The sequence below is a fragment of the uncultured Senegalimassilia sp. genome, from assembly GCF_902464545.1.
GTDB lineage: Bacteria > Actinomycetota > Coriobacteriia > Coriobacteriales > Eggerthellaceae > Senegalimassilia.
The window spans coordinates 101,447-116,841 of record NZ_CABQJR010000003.1 but is presented as its reverse complement, the minus strand read 5'-3'; the positions used below and the strand labels follow the sequence as shown (position 1 = coordinate 116,841).

At 63.2% G+C, this 15,395-nt stretch carries 11 protein-coding genes and 2 tRNA genes; 2 read left to right on the top strand and 11 right to left on the bottom strand.

Going from position 1 to position 15,395, the window contains the following annotated elements:
• Positions 1 to 32: 32 nt before the first annotated feature.
• From nrfD to RDW26_RS01690, 5 genes are all read right to left on the bottom strand, one after another.
• Complete coding sequence (nrfD, locus tag RDW26_RS01710; RefSeq protein ID WP_307982258.1) at positions 33 to 929, bottom strand: NrfD/PsrC family molybdoenzyme membrane anchor subunit; 897 nt, start codon at positions 927 to 929, stop codon at positions 33 to 35.
• Positions 930 to 936: 7 nt separating this feature from the next.
• Positions 937 to 1,479, bottom strand: a complete 543-nt coding sequence (locus RDW26_RS01705) for a 4Fe-4S dicluster domain-containing protein (protein ID WP_307982257.1) — start codon at positions 1,477 to 1,479, stop codon at positions 937 to 939.
• Between the two features lie 3 nt (positions 1,480 to 1,482).
• Complete coding sequence (locus RDW26_RS01700) at positions 1,483 to 3,687, bottom strand: molybdopterin-dependent oxidoreductase (protein WP_307982256.1); 2,205 nt, start codon at positions 3,685 to 3,687, stop codon at positions 1,483 to 1,485.
• A gap of 59 nt (positions 3,688 to 3,746) precedes the next feature.
• A complete protein-coding gene (locus RDW26_RS01695) occupies positions 3,747 to 4,439 on the bottom strand; it encodes a molecular chaperone TorD family protein (RefSeq protein ID WP_307982255.1) in 693 nt (230 codons plus the stop codon).
• Positions 4,440 to 4,548: 109 nt separating this feature from the next.
• Complete coding sequence (locus RDW26_RS01690; protein ID WP_288285480.1) at positions 4,549 to 5,238, bottom strand: ferredoxin-like protein; 690 nt, start codon at positions 5,236 to 5,238, stop codon at positions 4,549 to 4,551.
• A 385-nt stretch (positions 5,239 to 5,623) separates the two neighbouring features.
• Between RDW26_RS01690 and RDW26_RS01685 the strand changes: the two genes are divergently transcribed.
• Positions 5,624 to 7,762 carry an aldehyde ferredoxin oxidoreductase gene (locus tag RDW26_RS01685; protein WP_307982254.1) on the top strand — a complete coding sequence of 713 codons (2,139 nt, stop codon included), beginning with the start codon at positions 5,624 to 5,626 and terminating at the stop codon, positions 7,760 to 7,762.
• Between the two features lie 364 nt (positions 7,763 to 8,126).
• Here RDW26_RS01685 and RDW26_RS01680 read toward each other — a convergent pair whose 3' ends face one another.
• Together RDW26_RS01680 and RDW26_RS01675 are read right to left on the bottom strand one after the other, a co-directional pair.
• Positions 8,127 to 9,353, bottom strand: a complete 1,227-nt coding sequence (locus RDW26_RS01680; RefSeq protein ID WP_307982253.1) for a hypothetical protein — start codon at positions 9,351 to 9,353, stop codon at positions 8,127 to 8,129.
• Positions 9,350 to 10,009: an iron-sulfur cluster assembly scaffold protein gene (locus RDW26_RS01675; protein ID WP_307982252.1), complete on the bottom strand. Its 660-nt coding sequence runs from the start codon at positions 10,007 to 10,009 to the stop codon at positions 9,350 to 9,352. The genes RDW26_RS01680 and RDW26_RS01675 overlap by 4 nt, the downstream gene beginning before the upstream one ends.
• 351 nt (positions 10,010 to 10,360) lie before the next feature.
• Here RDW26_RS01675 and RDW26_RS01670 point away from each other — a divergent pair, with 351 nt between their 5' ends.
• Positions 10,361 to 12,076: a LuxR C-terminal-related transcriptional regulator gene (locus RDW26_RS01670; protein WP_307982251.1), complete on the top strand. Its 1,716-nt coding sequence runs from the start codon at positions 10,361 to 10,363 to the stop codon at positions 12,074 to 12,076.
• On the opposite strand, the gene RDW26_RS01665 is transcribed toward RDW26_RS01670, so the two are convergent.
• From RDW26_RS01665 to RDW26_RS01650, 4 genes are all read right to left on the bottom strand, one after another.
• A complete protein-coding gene (locus tag RDW26_RS01665; RefSeq protein WP_307982250.1) occupies positions 12,073 to 12,708 on the bottom strand; it encodes a YigZ family protein in 636 nt (211 codons plus the stop codon). The genes RDW26_RS01670 and RDW26_RS01665 overlap by 4 nt on opposite strands.
• A 7-nt stretch (positions 12,709 to 12,715) precedes the next feature.
• On the bottom strand, positions 12,716 to 14,812 hold the full coding sequence (locus RDW26_RS01660; RefSeq protein ID WP_307982249.1) for a Na+/H+ antiporter: 2,097 nt from the start codon (positions 14,810 to 14,812) through the stop codon (positions 12,716 to 12,718).
• A gap of 213 nt (positions 14,813 to 15,025) precedes the next feature.
• A tRNA-Leu gene (locus RDW26_RS01655) sits at positions 15,026 to 15,112 on the bottom strand.
• Positions 15,113 to 15,295: 183 nt separating this feature from the next.
• Positions 15,296 to 15,382: transfer RNA gene (locus RDW26_RS01650), tRNA-Leu, on the bottom strand.
• Positions 15,383 to 15,395: the final 13 nt, after the last annotated feature.

Genomic DNA, 15,395 nt, shown 5'->3' with positions numbered 1-15,395 from the left:
GCGCGGGGCCGGGCGCCCCGCCCCGCGGGCGGCTAGAGCGTCCAGGCGACCGTCATGGTCACCGGCAGCGCGGCGAGCAGCACCAGCAGGCGCAGCACGAAGCCGCCGATCAGCACGCCGATGTCGGAACCGGCGCTGATCATGTGGGCCTTACTGGACTCCTCGAACTCCTTGGGGCTGAAGAACAGCATCTTGGTCTCCAGCACCGTCGGGATCACCAGGCCCACGGCGATGAACAGCACCCAAAAGACCAGGGCGTACTTGCCGCACACCAGCGCCTGCACCGAGGCCAGGCCGGCGGTGGAGTTGGTGGCCGTGATGAACAGCAGCGCCGCCACCAGCAGCATCTCGATGCACGGGAAGCAGAAGTGGAACTTCTTGAGCACGCCCACGCGGTTGAACTCCTCGGGGCACTTGAACACGCCGGCAAGCAGCACGGCGGCCATGCCCGTGGACACCGCCGACACCAGGAACAAGATGGGCAGCAGCGCGTTGTTCCACAGCGGGAACGTCTTGCACACGCCCAGCAGGCAGCCGGTGTAGATGGCCACGCAGATGCCGAGCACCGCGCCGACGATCTCGAGGGCCATGGGCACGCGGCGCTTCTTCAGGTCCATGACCAGCGCGACCAGCGCGACGATCACGAACGCGGCCAGAATGACAACGCCCCAGGTCATCACGGACCCGAAGTTGGTCAGCAGCAGCGCGAAGCGCAGCGGGTTGTGCAGGCCCGCCTTGGCGTCGAACATCAGCAGCACGAGGCCGACGATGACGACGATCGGCGCGATCCAGTGGCCGAGCTTGCGCATGGTGACCGCCTCGGGATGGCGCCAGGCCAGGAAGGCCGAGGTGGCGAACGCGCCGCCGCCCAGGCCGCCTAGGAACAGATAGCAGGCGATGATGCCGCTCCAAATAGGTGTGTACTCCATCTCAGCATCACCTCACGTAATAGACTTTGGACTTGGTAAGGTCGCCGGCGATGGGGGCCGCGTGCGTGGCGGCGATCTCCTTCACCAGCTCGCAGTCCGGGTCGTCCAGGTCGCCGAAGACGCGCGCGCCGGTCGGGCAGGCCGTCACGCAGCTGCACATCTCGGTGCCGCTCGTGTAGTTGGACACGTTGCAGAAGCGGCACTTGTCGACGGCGCCGGTCTTCTCGTTGCGGTTGCGCACCTGGTAGGGGCAGGCGGCCATGCAGTACAGGCAGCCGATGCAGCGGCCCTGGTCGACCTCGACGATGCCGTCGGGGCCGATGTGGGCGGCGCCGGTCGGGCAGACGCTGGCGCACGGCGCGTCCTCACAGTGCATGCACTGCAGCGGCACGTGCTCGACGCTCACGCTCGGATACTCGCCAACCTCGCGCTCCTCGAAGCGGATGAACGAGTCAGTGGGATCCAAGCCGTTCTGGCGCTGGCACGCGGTGCGGCAGGCGTAGCAGCCGATGCACTTCTTGGTGTTGATAAGCATTCCATAGCGTGCCATATGCTATGCACCTACTTTCTTGACGGTGACGACGGCCTCCTGGGAGCAGATTCCGCCGTAGCCGGGCTCGATGCGGAAGGGCACGTAGTCCATCTGGCGCAGGCCGACGCCGTACGCCGTCTTCTCCTCCTTCGAGGAGCAGCCATAGTGGCTGGGCATGTACAGCGCGTCGGGGTTGATGCGCTGGGTGACCTTCACCTGGACCTTGCCCGTGTGCTGCTCGTTGGAGACCTCGACGGTGTCGCCGTCGGAGATGCCGAGCTCCTCGGCGCGGCTCACGTTCATCCACACGCGCTCGAGGCCGTACTGCTTCGTGATGGCCATGAGCGGCTCGCTGTTGGCGGTCTGCGTGTGGGTGTGGATGGCCTGCTTGCCGCCGATCAGGCGGAAGGACTTGCCGTCCTCGGGCACGGCCACCGCGGGCTCGAGCCACTGCGGGGTGCGGGGCAGGCCCGCCTTCTCGCACGCGTCGGAGGCGAACTGGAACTTGCCGGAGGGCGTCTTCCACTTCGGGTACGAGCCGTACTTGAACGCCTTCTCGGGGAAGGTGCTCACGCCGCAGGCGCGCAGGCCGTCGAGGGACAGGCCCACGGTCTTGAGCTGCGCGTCGGCGAGCTCCTCGACGGTGAAGTCGAAGTACTGGCCCACGCCGCACGCATCGGCCAGCTCGGAGAAGATCTGGTCGACGGGCTTGGTGTTGGGATGCACCTTCTCGATGACCTGGTCGCGGATGGCCACGGCCGGGATCTTGCCGCCGTAGAACTCGGGCAGCTCGAGGCGCTCGAGGTAGCTGGTGTCGGGCAGGACGTAGTCGCACGCGTGGCACGTCTCGGTCATCTGGACGTCGATGCACACCGACAGCTCCAGGTTGGCCAGGCACTCCTGCAGGTAGGCCGGGTTGGAATAGCCCGCCACCATGTTGGAGTTGTAGAAGAACATGCCCTTCATCTTGCCTTCCTTGGCAAGCTGCGCGGCGTAGACGTTGACGCCCATGCCGGACAGGGACAGCGGGTACTCGGACTGGCCGGCGATCTTCGCCTCGACCTTGGGCACGGGCGGGAACTTGGCCTTGTCCACGTCGCCGGCCTTGACCGACGCGCTGAACAGGGCGCCGCCCTTCTGGTTCCAGCAGCCCAGAAGGCCGTTGAAGCAGGCCACGGCGCGGGCGGTCTCGCCGGAGTTGGCGTAGCTGCAGCCGTAGGCGCCGCGCCAGCTGGGCTCGATGCAGGCGGCCGGGGCGCACTCGGCGAACTTCACCGCGATGCGCTCGATGTCGGCGGCCCTCAGGCCGGTGATGCCGGCGGCCCACTCGGGCGTGTACTGTCCCAGGGTGGCGGCCCACTCGTCGAAGCCGGTCGCCTGCTCGGACACGAACTTCTTGTCGTACAGGCCGCGGTCGACCAGCACGTGGCTCATGGCCAGCACCAGCGCCAGGTCGGTGCCCGGGTTGATGGGCAGCCACTCGTCGGCGAAGGCGATGGAGTTGTTCAGGCGCGGGTCGACCAGCACGATGTACGCGCCCCTCTCGTGCGCCTTCTCCAGGGCGTGCAGCTGGCTCGGGCGGATGGCGTCGGCGTAGCTGCGGCCGATGAACATGCAGGCCTTGGCGTTCTCGACGTCGGCCAGGTAGTCGCCCGCGCCGATGACCTGCGTGAAGCCCGCGTTCTTCGACATGTTGCAGGCGGCGCCGTGCGTGTACACGTTGGCGCTGCCGAGCGCCTGCATGAAGCGCTTGGTGTAGTAGGAGCCGGACGGGCGCGGGTCCTGGACCATGGCCAGGGCCTCGGGGCCGTCGGAGCCGATGATGGACTTGACCTTCTCGGCGATCTCGGAGTAGGCCTGGTCCCAGCTGATCTTCTCGAACTCGCCCTTGGCGTTCTTCTTCAAGGGGTCGGTCAAGCGGTCCTCGGAGTAGGCGATGGACGCGTAGCCGTATGCGCGGCCGCACAGCGTGCCCTCGCAGTGGGGATGGCTGGACTCGCCGATCATCTTGGTGAGCTTGCCGTCGACCACGTACCCCTTGAACCCGCACTTGGAAGAGCAGGAGTTGCACAGCGAGTAAGCGGTGTGGGATTCCACATCCTTCGTCCCGCTCGCGTCAGCCTGCTCCCAGGCGCCGAAGCTCATGAAGCCCGCGCCGGCCGCTACTGCTGCGACCCCGGCGCTGCCGGCCAGAAAGCTTCGCCTGGTAATAGCGTTTTCTGACATTGCTGATTCCTCTCTATATGCATCCTGCGTCATCGTTTCATCCATGATGCGAACCGCCATCAAGCCGTTTGGTCGGACTCGGACTCCGCGCGCTGTTCCGCGCAGATGCCCAAGATCACGTCGACCAGGCTGATGTAGAACCGCGCGTCATCGTCAAGCTTCAGCAGCTTCAACCGGTAATCGGTCAACCAATCGAAGCGCTCGGCCACAAACTGACGGGCTTCGGCGTCCATGCCGCTTCGCAGCAGAACTGCCACCAAGTCGAGCTCCAATGCCAGGTGATCGGGGCAGTCGGCGTATTCCGCCGGCACCTCCAGGCCCAGCTGCTCGATCAATGCCCGCATGTAACGCGCCGAAGCGCCTAGGTACAGGCCCTTCTGCTTGCCGATGAGCGGATTCACGTTGCCGGGGGTGTTCCAATCCGTGTACAGCGATTCCACGGGAATCGCCGACTGGGGAAGCCCTCCGGTGAAGTGACGCGCCGCAAAACCCTGCTTCTCATCGAAAAGCGGAGGGCAGAACAGCTCGTCGACCTCGTTGGCGGAAAGGAATTCCTGCATGGGCGCGCGCACATGCATGCGCTCGATGGGGGTTGCCTGCTTGCCGAAACGCGTGTCGTCCTGCAAAAGACGGCGAACGCCGTCCATGAACTCGGCCCAGGCAGCGCTGCGCGTCATCTGCTTCCATTCGTCCTTCTCAACGGAACCGAAGCACTTCGAAAGCACCGAGAACACCGCTGCGTCGTCCATCATCTCGCGCTCACTCCTTTCCTTGGTCGCGGTTATAAGGTCTTAAACCTTTCTTATCCCGCGCTTGCCGCGCGGGCGTTCGCATCATGCGGGGTATATCGCCCCGAAACGATTACGCGGTGACCGCGGTCGTCGTGCGAACGATGCCCTCGTCGATGATCTTCTGCGCGATATCCTGCCAATCGATGAACTGGATGGCGCCGTTGGGGCACTGCTCTGCGCAGCGGCCGCAGGAGATGCACTTCGTGGACACGCCGGTCTCGGTGTCGACGCGGGGCATGTTCCAGGGGCAAGCCTGGCTGCACATGCCGCAGCCGATGCACTTCTTGGTGTCGACCGTGCGGGCGCCGGTCTTCTCGTCGGCGTAGATGGCGTGGACCGGGCAGTACTTCACGCACTGCGGGTCGGCGCACTGCTTGCAGTGCTCGACGGTGAACTCGCAAGCACCCTTGCCGTCGCCGAAGGAGCCGTCGCCGGTGTCGGCGGACTTGCCCCAGTAATAGTTATCCCACACACGCACGCGGGCGATGTGCTGGCACACGCGGCCGTCGTTCTTCAGCGTGCACATCATCTCGCAGCGCTGGCAACCCGAGCAACGGGCGCGATCGGTGACGATCATCTTGGTGGGCGTGGTGCGCAGCTCGATGCGGCCGGATGCGATGGACTCCTGGGTTACACCCCAGCTGGCCAGCGCGCCACCGACGACCAAACCTGCAACGCCGCAGCCGGCCATGGCCAGCACGTCGCGGCGGGTGATGTTCTTCTTGACCGGGGCGCTGCCGCTTGTATTCGTATCTGACATTCTCAGTACTCCCCCTCACATATATTGGTGAGTCGCTACCTTGCGCCGGTTCCTCCCTCAGCCGAGGCCTCGTCCGCCTCGTCCCTTCTGATTTCCGGCGCACACTCTTCGCCCTTTCCGGGTCACGCAACGGTAAGTAGTATGCGGCTCACCACTTTTTCGGTATCCCCTCTTTGGGGGTCAATGCGATCGAATTTGTCCCCTCATTCGCCGGAAAATCGAATCCGTTCGCCGTTTACCAGGCCATTTCCATAAATTACCCTCAAAGAGGGGATACCCGATTCATAAGGTGCGCAACACTGCCCAGTGACGAATTGTCGTCTGCACCCGAATCGCCCGACATGTCACGCAACGCATGTATCGAGAAGAGATTTGGAGATGCAACATGGCTGACGAGAAGTCATACGGCTGGGCCGGCAAGATCCTGCGCGTCAATCTGACGACGGGCAGCATCACCACCGAGTCCACCGCACCTTATAAGGAATACATCGGCGGCATGGGCCTTGCTAACAAGATCATGTACGACGAGGTGCCCGCTGGCACCGATCCTCTTTCCGAGGAGTCCAAGATCGTTTACGCCGTCGGTCCGCTGACCGCTTCCGGCGTGCCGCTGGCTGGCCGTACCACCATCAGCTTCCTGTCCACGTTCACCAAGGACCATCTGGTCGTCGACGCACACTGCGGCGGCATGATCGGCGCCCGCATCAAGCTGGCCGGTTACGATGCCATCATCGTCGAGGGCAAGTCCGACAAGCCGGTGTACCTGCACATCAAGGACGATCAGGTCGAGATCAAGGACGCCTCCTTCGTCTGGGGCATGGGCACCCGTTCCACCACCGAGGCCTTGAACCGCCTCGAGGGCAACCGTGCCTGCGTGGCGACCATCGGCCCTGCCGGTGAGAACCTGCTGCCCTACGCCGTCATGATGAACTCCCGTAACCACTCCGCCGGCGCCGGCCTGGGCTGCATCATGGGTTCCAAGAAGCTCAAGGCCCTGGTCGTCGAGGGCAACGGCAGCGTGAACGTCAAGGACCCGAAGGCCCTGGCAGACCTGTCCGACTACATGCTGCGCGAGATCGTCGGCTCCAACAACAACCATGTCGTGCCGTCCACCCAGCAGGAATGGGCCGAGTACTACGACAAGGGCACCCGTTGGACCGCTCGCAAGGGCCTGTACTGGGCCGACGCCGAGGGCGAGCCGATCGAGACCGGCGAGCCGAAGCCTGGCGAGATCAACACCGTCGGCTACCGCTGCATGAAGACCACCAAGGACGAGGGTCCCGAGGCCGAAAAGTACACCATCAAGATGAACGGCTGCCACAGCTGCCCGATTCACTGCTACTCCGACATGCGCGTGCCGAACGCCAAGAAGAACGGCGGCTTCGAGATCACCGGCAACACCTGCGTGCCGAACTTCCCGTTCTCCATTTACATGGTGAAGATCCTGGGCGATCACACTTCCGTCAAGGCTTCCACCGAGGACGGCCTGATCTGGGACCAGGTTGTCGGCGGCACGATGGACGATCTGGGCATGTGGTGCAACTACGCTCAGATTTACCGCGACATCGCGCACTGCGTGTCCAAGGGCATCTTCAAGAAGGTGCTGCCCGAGGCCGAGTACAACATGTTCGACTGGACCAAGTTCGAGAAGAACGACCCGACCATCATGGTGGAGCTGCTCAAGCACATCGCCCAGAACGACAATGAGATGTCCTACCTTGGCCACGGCCCGATCGTGTGGTGCCCGCGCTGGGACGACATGGAGTGGTTCGACACCACCGCTAGCTGCCTGATCAACTACCGCGGCTGGCCGGTGCACCACGCAATCGAGTCCTACGGCCAGGTCGGCGGCTTGCTGAACATGGTGTTCAACCGCGACCCCATGATCCATTCGCATCAGAACATGCTGCAGTGCGGCCTTCCGCACGAGCTGAAGCAGCAGATCGCTGCCGAGCTGTGGGGCGGCGAGGATGCTCTGGACGCCGAGAAGGACTACAAGCCGATGAACGAGCACAAGGCCAACTTCTGCTGGTGGTCTATCGTCACCGACGTGCTGCATGACTCGCTGACGCTGTGCAACTGGGTGTGGCCGATGGCCCAGTCCCCGTCGAAGAGCCGCAACTACCGCGGCGACCTCGACCTGGAGGCCAAGTTCTACAAGGCCGTCACCGGCGAGGACATCACCACCGACGAGCTGTACAAGCGCGCCGCCAAGATCATGACGCTGCAGCGCGCCAACACCGTGCGCGGCATGACCGACAAGGACGGCAAGATGGGCTGCAACGACTGCCGCACCATCCACGACGTCATCACCCAGTGGCCGTTCACCAAGGACCCGGACAAGGAGCCGTTCACCAAGGGCACCGACAAGATGGAGAAGGAAGACTTCCAGAAGGGCCTGACCATGCTGTACGAGAAGTTTGGTTGGGATTCCGAGAAGGGCTGCCCGACGGCCGACTGCCTGGACTACTACGGCATGGACGACGTCAAGGCCGAGCTGCAGAGCCTGAACCTGCTGCCGTAAACGCTAAGCTGGCAAGCTAGACCAGCAAAGCAAGCTTGAATCGCGAACGCCCCCCGTTGCGCAGACAGCGGGGGGCGTTTTTGCGTTCTAGAGCGATTCTGGCATGCGGGCTTCTACGGCTATGGAACAAGGAGCGCGTCCACATCCCGCCTTTATCCCAGCCGGTCGGCATGAGCCAAGGAGAAACGATCTCGCTATCCCGAAGGCTGGTGCGAATTCCAGGAGACGCCCATTTACAGGGAGACAAGAAAAGATGCAATGAGGGGGGATAGCACCTCTTCGCAAAAAAAATGCGCCCCGGGCGAGACTGCTCGGGGCGCATTGCATTGCGTACTGCCGCTGCGCGCTAGGCCCTCGTCGGGCATTACACGTCGGCAGGGCGCTCCACTGCGTCGTATTCCGCCAGCGATGCCGCGTAACCGGGCTCGAGGTACTGCGTTGAGTAGTAGTACACGTCGCCGCTGGATGCCTCGGTGCGCTCGATGTCCGGATAGTTGCCGGAATCGCGCACGGCCTGCCACGTTTCCTCGATCTGCTCGTCGGTCATGCGGAAGGGCGGGTTCTTCAGGCACTCGGCGGCATAAGGTCGCGGGTACACGCGCGAATCCTCGCGCACGCACTCGACGAACGTGACCACCGGGTTATCCTCGGCTGCCAGGAATGCCCAGCGAGCGTAGCTGGCGGTCATGAGCGTCTCGTCGTAGAGATAGTAGCTGTGCATACCCATGAGCACCTTGATGCGGTTGCACTTGATCTCCTTGCGCACGGGCGCGGCGTTCTCGTCCTCCACGAGCACCCATTCGCCCTCGATCTGCTCAAGGCGGTAGCCCTCGGGGATGCGCAAGCCGGCGAAGGGGCTCCTGTCGTCATCGGCAGGCTGCTCATCTTCGGCTGCGCTATCAGGGGAACCCGGGGCGGGCTCAGAAGCCGCAGGCGTTGCGGCAACGGCGGCGCTTTCGGCGGATTCCGCAGCGTTATCGACCTGCACGGAAGCATCGACGTCCGCAGCGGACTCGGCTTCAGCGGAATCCTCAACGGCTTCCGGCGCCTTATCGGCAGCCTCGGCCGCCTTCGCCTCATTGTCGGCCTCGATCTGCTCCAAACGGCGGTTCGGGATCTTCGGGGGCACGCCCACCGCTCGAGTGGCAGAACGCACCGCGGCGGCCTTCGCGCGCTCGGCGGCGCGCTCCGCCTCGATCTCTTCCTTGTGTTCCGCCTGGTAATCCTCGAGCCATTCGTACACGAACATCTCGAAGTCCTCGGCCGTCATATGCTCGGGTACCAAGCCGATCTCTGGCCAACGCTCGGGCGTGACCAGGTGGCTGTCGGCAGACTGTTTGCGCACGTCATCGAACACATCGGCAAGCGCGTTATTCTCGGCCAGCTCGCGTGCGGCCGCAAGCTCCTCCTCCGTGGGCTCGTCGGCCGCTTCCCCTTCAGGTGCCTCATCGACGCCGGCTGCGGCAGCTTCCGCATTCCCAGCGGCTGCGACGCCCTGGTCGGCGGCAACCTCCCCCACCGCCGATTCCGCGTCTTCCGAAACGATATCCTGGCCCAGAGACTCCCCGGCCGTCTTCATCTGCTCGCTCATTTCGCCTCGCCGGCCTTCTGCTTCGCGATGGCCTCGTTAACCCTCATCTCGACGCGCGTGTCGCGCAGGCTGCAATGCTCGCACATCAAGCACGCCACTGACATCTCGTCGCAGGGCAGCTTCTCGTCCATCTCCGCGAGCGACATACCGCAACGGTACATCCAATCGCCCACCAAGCCGCGCACGGCCTCGATGGCGAACAGGGTGGTATGCCCTTTGCCCGTTGGCACGCCGTCGACCGCAAGCTCCACGTCCTTGGGCGTCAGCTCAAACGCCTGCGAGAACGTCTTGCCCTCGATCATGGAGCAGATGGCGCTTGCGCAACCGGTCATGGCCAGGCACCCGCGGCTCTTGAAGCCCACCTTCACGAACACCGGGTCGGCAACGGAGTCGTCGACCACCGCGAACAGGCGCAACGCCACTTCGCCGCGCTTCGACTTGCCCACCATGCTCTGCACGTTGAAGCCCTCGGGCTTGCCGGCGTTCTTGAAGTTCGCCACGATGGCGAGCATCGTTTCCGAGTAGCCTTCCACGCCGTTGTCCAGCTCGGTCTGATACACGTCCTTCGTGCGGATGAGCGCACGGTCGTCCGGCTCGTGGTAGATGTCACGGCCCTCATCCGGTTCATCGAACGTGATTTCCTGCTCGTTCGCCATATCGATACCCCCTACAGTTAACGTTGCTGTTACTATGCGTTATTTCCCATATGTTATGATGGCGAACATGGCGTTTCGCGCATACCCTCTTTGAGGGAATTTGCGAACAAGTAAGCCGGCCTTTTGGGGAGAGGGACGGCCACCTGGCAAATCGCGCTGCATAAACCAGGAGGATCAGTGAGGATCAACAAAGCGGGCGACTCGATCGCTCAGCGCGCACAAGGGCAGGGAGGGGCCTCGGCCTCTAGGCAACCGGCAAGCGCTTCAAGCGCCGTCGGAGCGGAGCCGAGCGCCCAAACGCGCACGGACCGCCTTGCGCCCGATGACGCCGCTCACCCTATGCCAACCGGCATGAAGCTGCTCACCCTGTACATCCCGCTCATCCCCTCCATCTTGGGCCTGTGCTTCGCGCGCGCCGGCCTCATCGTCGCCGGCTACGGTAGCTACACCCACACCGACGAGGGCATATTCACCGACGGCGCCATGCTTGCGGCGCTTTCCATCATGGCCGTTATCATGCTGGTCATCGGAGTGCGGAAAATCCGCCTGAAGAAGCGCACCACCAACCGCATCATGCGCACGTGCATCGTGCTGGAAGCGGCATGCGTCCTTATCCTTCCCCTGGCCCACGTTGCAGGCGCCTTCTCGCCGAACGTGCATTTCTGGCTATGCGTTGCCGTCACGTTCTTCGGGTCGTTCGCCATCTTCTATTGGCTGCGCCGCGCACGCGGATGCGGCAGCACCACCGCCGTGCTGTATGTGTTCAGCGCCCTTGCCATCAGCGAGGTGGAGATTTACGTTTGCTCGCTCATCGGCACCTACGGCTTCTACGTTGCCGCCGCGCTCGCCCTCCTGCAGTTCCCCTGCATGCTGAGCGCGCGCAAAAACAAGCTGGCGAACGACATCGAGTCGTTCACGCCCAACGACGACTTCTTCGGGTTCGCCACCACGCTGCTGTCGAGCAAGCGCTTCCTCACGGCGACGGCAACGAGCATCGGCGTGCTCTCCATCGTGGACGGCTTTTTGCGCGGCTACCCCGACGGCGTGCCCATCGCGTTCCAGCCCGCCACCCGAGTTGCATATGGCCTGCTCACCATAGCCATCTGCGTCATCGTCATTTCCATGATGATGCACAAGCGCAAGAGCGTCATGACCGTGGGCATGTTCATCCTCTTGGAGCTGTTCGCGTGCGCCGCACTGGTGCTGTATGCGGCCTTCCCCGACATGCCGGATATCGGCGCCGTGTTCACCACCACGCTCAACGCGCTGCTGGTGGCGTTCACCTGGTACATCATCATCGCGTTCATGAGCTTCGGCTGGCGCGACCCGTATTACTACGCCCTGGGCGGCTGGATCGTGTGGCTCGGCTGCCGCGCCATCGCACGCGTGACGCTGATAAACGTGCAATCGCTTTCCACGAACGACCTGCTCATCAATGCCATCATGGGCACCTGCGTGGTCATCTCCACACAGGTTGCGCTCGGCCAGTTCCTCAAGGTCTCCCAGATGGAAGCCGATGAGCGCCACGATCTGCACGTGCGCCGCATGGAGCGCCTGGAGAAGCAGCTGTCGCGGGCGCAAGCGAACGTTGAAGCTCTTACGATTCTGAAAGACAACGCAGGCGGCTACGGCGAATGCAGCGCTTGCGTGAATGCGGCACCTGTGGGCGCCGGTGGCGCCAGCCCCTTGCAATGCGCGGGGATAATGCCCACCGAAAACGTCGATCAGGATGAAGCGGCAGACGAGAGCCGCAACGCGCAACCCGACTCCAAACACGGGATGCGGCTGGTGCGGCTGATGGGCCTTGACGAGGGCGACTCCATAGCCGATATCCGCAAGGCCACCATGCGAAATAATGCCGAACAGATGGGCAAGCAGTTCCTGCTCTCCGATCGCGAGGTGGAAGTGCTTGCGTTGTACGCGCTGGGCTGGACGCAAAAGCGCGTTGCCGAGGAGCTTTACATCAGCCCCAGCACCGCACACGCCCACATCAAGCGCATCTACGCGAAAACGGGCCTGCACTCCCGCCAGGAGATCCTAGACTTCATGGACCAGTACACGTCCTAGAAAGCGGCATCTATAGGGTCGCTGACTTCCACGTCCTCTTGGCCTCGCTCTAGCGCTGTCAGCGCTTCAAGCAAGGGCTGCTGCGTGCCATCGAGCATGCGCAGGTTCATGGTGACCGCATCGGCGAAGTCGGTTGACAGCACCTTGGCACCGTGGTCTTCCGCCAACCGCATCAGCTGCTCGTAACGCGGGTACGCTATGCGGATGTGCAAATCCACGCAGCGCGACACCACCACCAACTGCGCGGCATCGATACCCGCCTGAGTTGACTGGGTGTAGGCGCGAACCAGGCCGCCCGTACCCAGCAGCACGCCGCCGAAATAGCGCGTGACCACGCACACCACGTCGGTCAGCCCCGCATGCTGCAGCACCTCGAGGGTGGGCAGGCCCGCGGTCTTCTGAGGTTCGCCATCGTCGGAATAGCGAACGCGCCCTGCGGCACCCGCGCCGCCCTGGCGCAGGATGTATGCATACACGTTGTGACGCGCCATGCGGTTCGCCACACGGATCTCCTCGAGGAACGCCAGAGCCTCTTCCTCGGTCTCCACATGGGCCAGGCTGGCGATGAAGCGGCTTTTCTTCTCCTCGATCTCGGCGACGGCGCGCCCCTCGATGGTGGTGTACGAGCTCATTCGGTTCCTAATCTCCAATGGTCATTTGAAGCAAGTATACTTCTTCGCGCAAGTTCCGCGCCGTCTCGCGGCTGATGGCTCCCTCATCGCGCATCGCCTGGATCTCCTCAAGCTCGATGCGCAGGGCGTCGGCCTCCACATCGGACACGCGCGCCTTGATCACCTGGATTTTTTGCGTGTCCATGCCCTCTAGCGCGCCGCGCATGCCGCCGGCGTCCATGCCGACGACGCTGCCCGCAACGTTGGCCCTGGCCAGCTTCTCCGGCTCGTTAGCCGCGCGTAAAAAAGCCAGCGTGGAGCGGCATTCCGCTGCAAGCACGCCCGCACCGTCGGCGATTTCGAGGTTCTCGTCGGTCATCTGTAGGTTGTAGTACGCAAGCGCGCACTCCTCCAGCTCGATGCGCAGCTGGCGATGCTGCTCGATCTTGGCTTCGTCGTCAACCACATGGCGAACAGCGCGATCGACGCGGCGCGCCGTATGCACGGTACCCACCTTCAGGCGGCTCCACACCTCTCCCAGCGCCTGGCGACGCGTATGCGCACGCAGAAGCGTGCGACGAGAGCTTTCGAGACGCTCAATTTCGCGCTCACCCTCGGCACGGGAGATGCGTCCTTCGCGGATGTACTTATCCACCTGGGCCTTTTGCTGTTCGATGGCCGTTGCGCGCAGCTCGAGCAAGCACGGGGCCGAGGTGTTCTTGCGCCGCAGCCGCTTGATGCGCTCGCTGTACTGCCGGACGACGATCTGCGTGGCAGCCTCGTTAGTCGGCGTCTTCTGCTCGCGCACTTGGCGGATGACGCGTTTGAGGATCTCGATGTGCGCCGCATTCACCGCTTGGTCATCCCGCTCGTCAGCCTGCTCCTTCGGCGCAAGCAGCGGCACCACGAAGTTCGCCAGCAGCAACGTGCACAGAATGACGCCCGATGCCAGGAAGATCAGGTTGTCGCGCTGAGGGAACGCCTCGCCCGTGGAAAGAGTGAACGGGATGGTCATGATGATGGACAGCGTGATGGCGCCCTTCGGACCCGAAAGCGTGGTGACCAGGGCGTCGCGCACCAACTGACCTCCCGTGCGCAGCTTTGAGCTGCGATGCACGCGCTCCATGATAAGCACCCACAGGAAACGCACACCGACCACCAGCGCCGTGACGAGCAGCACCAAGGCGCACAGCAGAAGCGAGCTGGTCTCGCTGCTGTGCCACGACGGCATGACGGCCTTCGGCAGCTGCATACCCAACATGACGAACACCACGCCGTTGATGACGAAGACGAGCGCCTCCCACACGCTGTTCGACGCAAGTTTCAGACGCGCGGCCGCCGGCGTTGGCTTATGCGGCATCAGCGCGATGAGCAGGCCGGCAGCCACCACGGCCAGGATGCCGCTTGTGCCGAAATGCTCAGCGGTCAGGAACGTGATGAAGGGCGTGAACACCTCGAACACCACGTGCACCGTGATGCTCTCGTAGCCGTAGCTACGGATGGCGCCGAGCGCCAGCACCGCCAGCAAGCCCACCACCAGGCCGACCGCGATGCCGCCAAAGAAGCTGATGACGAAGCTTTGCGCAGCGTTGGCCAGGGAAAACGAGCCCGTGATGGCCGCAGCTATGGCGAACTGGAACGAAACGACGCCCGATGCGTCATTGATGAGCGCCTCGCCGGAGAGCAGGGATTTCTGACGGCTGGACAGGTGGATATCCTTGCCAAGGGCCGAGACGGCCACGGCATCGGTGGGCCCCAACGCCGCACCCAGGGCGAACGCCGCCGCAAGCGGGATGGAGGGCTCCAGCCAGTTCAGCACGAAACCGACCACCAAAACCGTGGCGAGCACCAAGCCGACCGCAAGGGATACGATGGCCCCCTTGTTGTCCCACAGCCCACGTTTGCTTGCATGCCGCGATTCGTCGAACAGCAATGGAGCGATGAACAGCACAAGGAACAGCTCAGGATCGATTGCCACGTCGACGGGCGTGCCCACCAGCAAGATGATGACGGCGCCAAGCGCGATCTGCACCAGCGGCAACGACACGCGCGGGGTGACCTGATCGAGCACGGCGGAGACAAGCACCGCCGCCAACAACAGCAACACGAACTCGAGCATTTCCATAAGCATACTTCCTTCGGGGATCAACGCCACGGTATTAAGGTTTCCGCACTATAGTAGCAAGCGAAACCAGCCCGAAGAAAGCAACGCTGCGTCAACAAGAATGAAGCACAGCGTTTTACAGCAAAATGGGTAGTTTTGCGAAACGAATGGCAGGGCGCTGCAATTGTCCGCATACGCAAAAAGACCCGCCGAAGCGGGTCTTTCGATTTCGAATGGTGCGGGCGAGAGGACTTGAACCTCCATGGGGTTGCCCCCATACGGACCTGAACCGTACGCGTCTGCCAATTCCGCCACGCCCGCGAATTGGCGCCTTAACAAGGCAAGAAAGTATGTTACGTCATTTCCTCAATCTGCGCAAGAGGGAATTTCAAATTCATCTTGCACCCTCTTGCAGCACGAGAAAGCAAGCTTCGGCAGAGCGAACTGCAGTGCATCTTTCCAAGATGCAAAAAGACCCGCCGAAGCGGGTCTTTCGATTTCGAATGGTGCGGGCGAGAGGACTTGAACCTCCATGGGGTTGCCCCCATACGGACCTGAACCGTACGCGTCTGCCAATTCCGCCACGCCCGCGAATTGGCGCCTG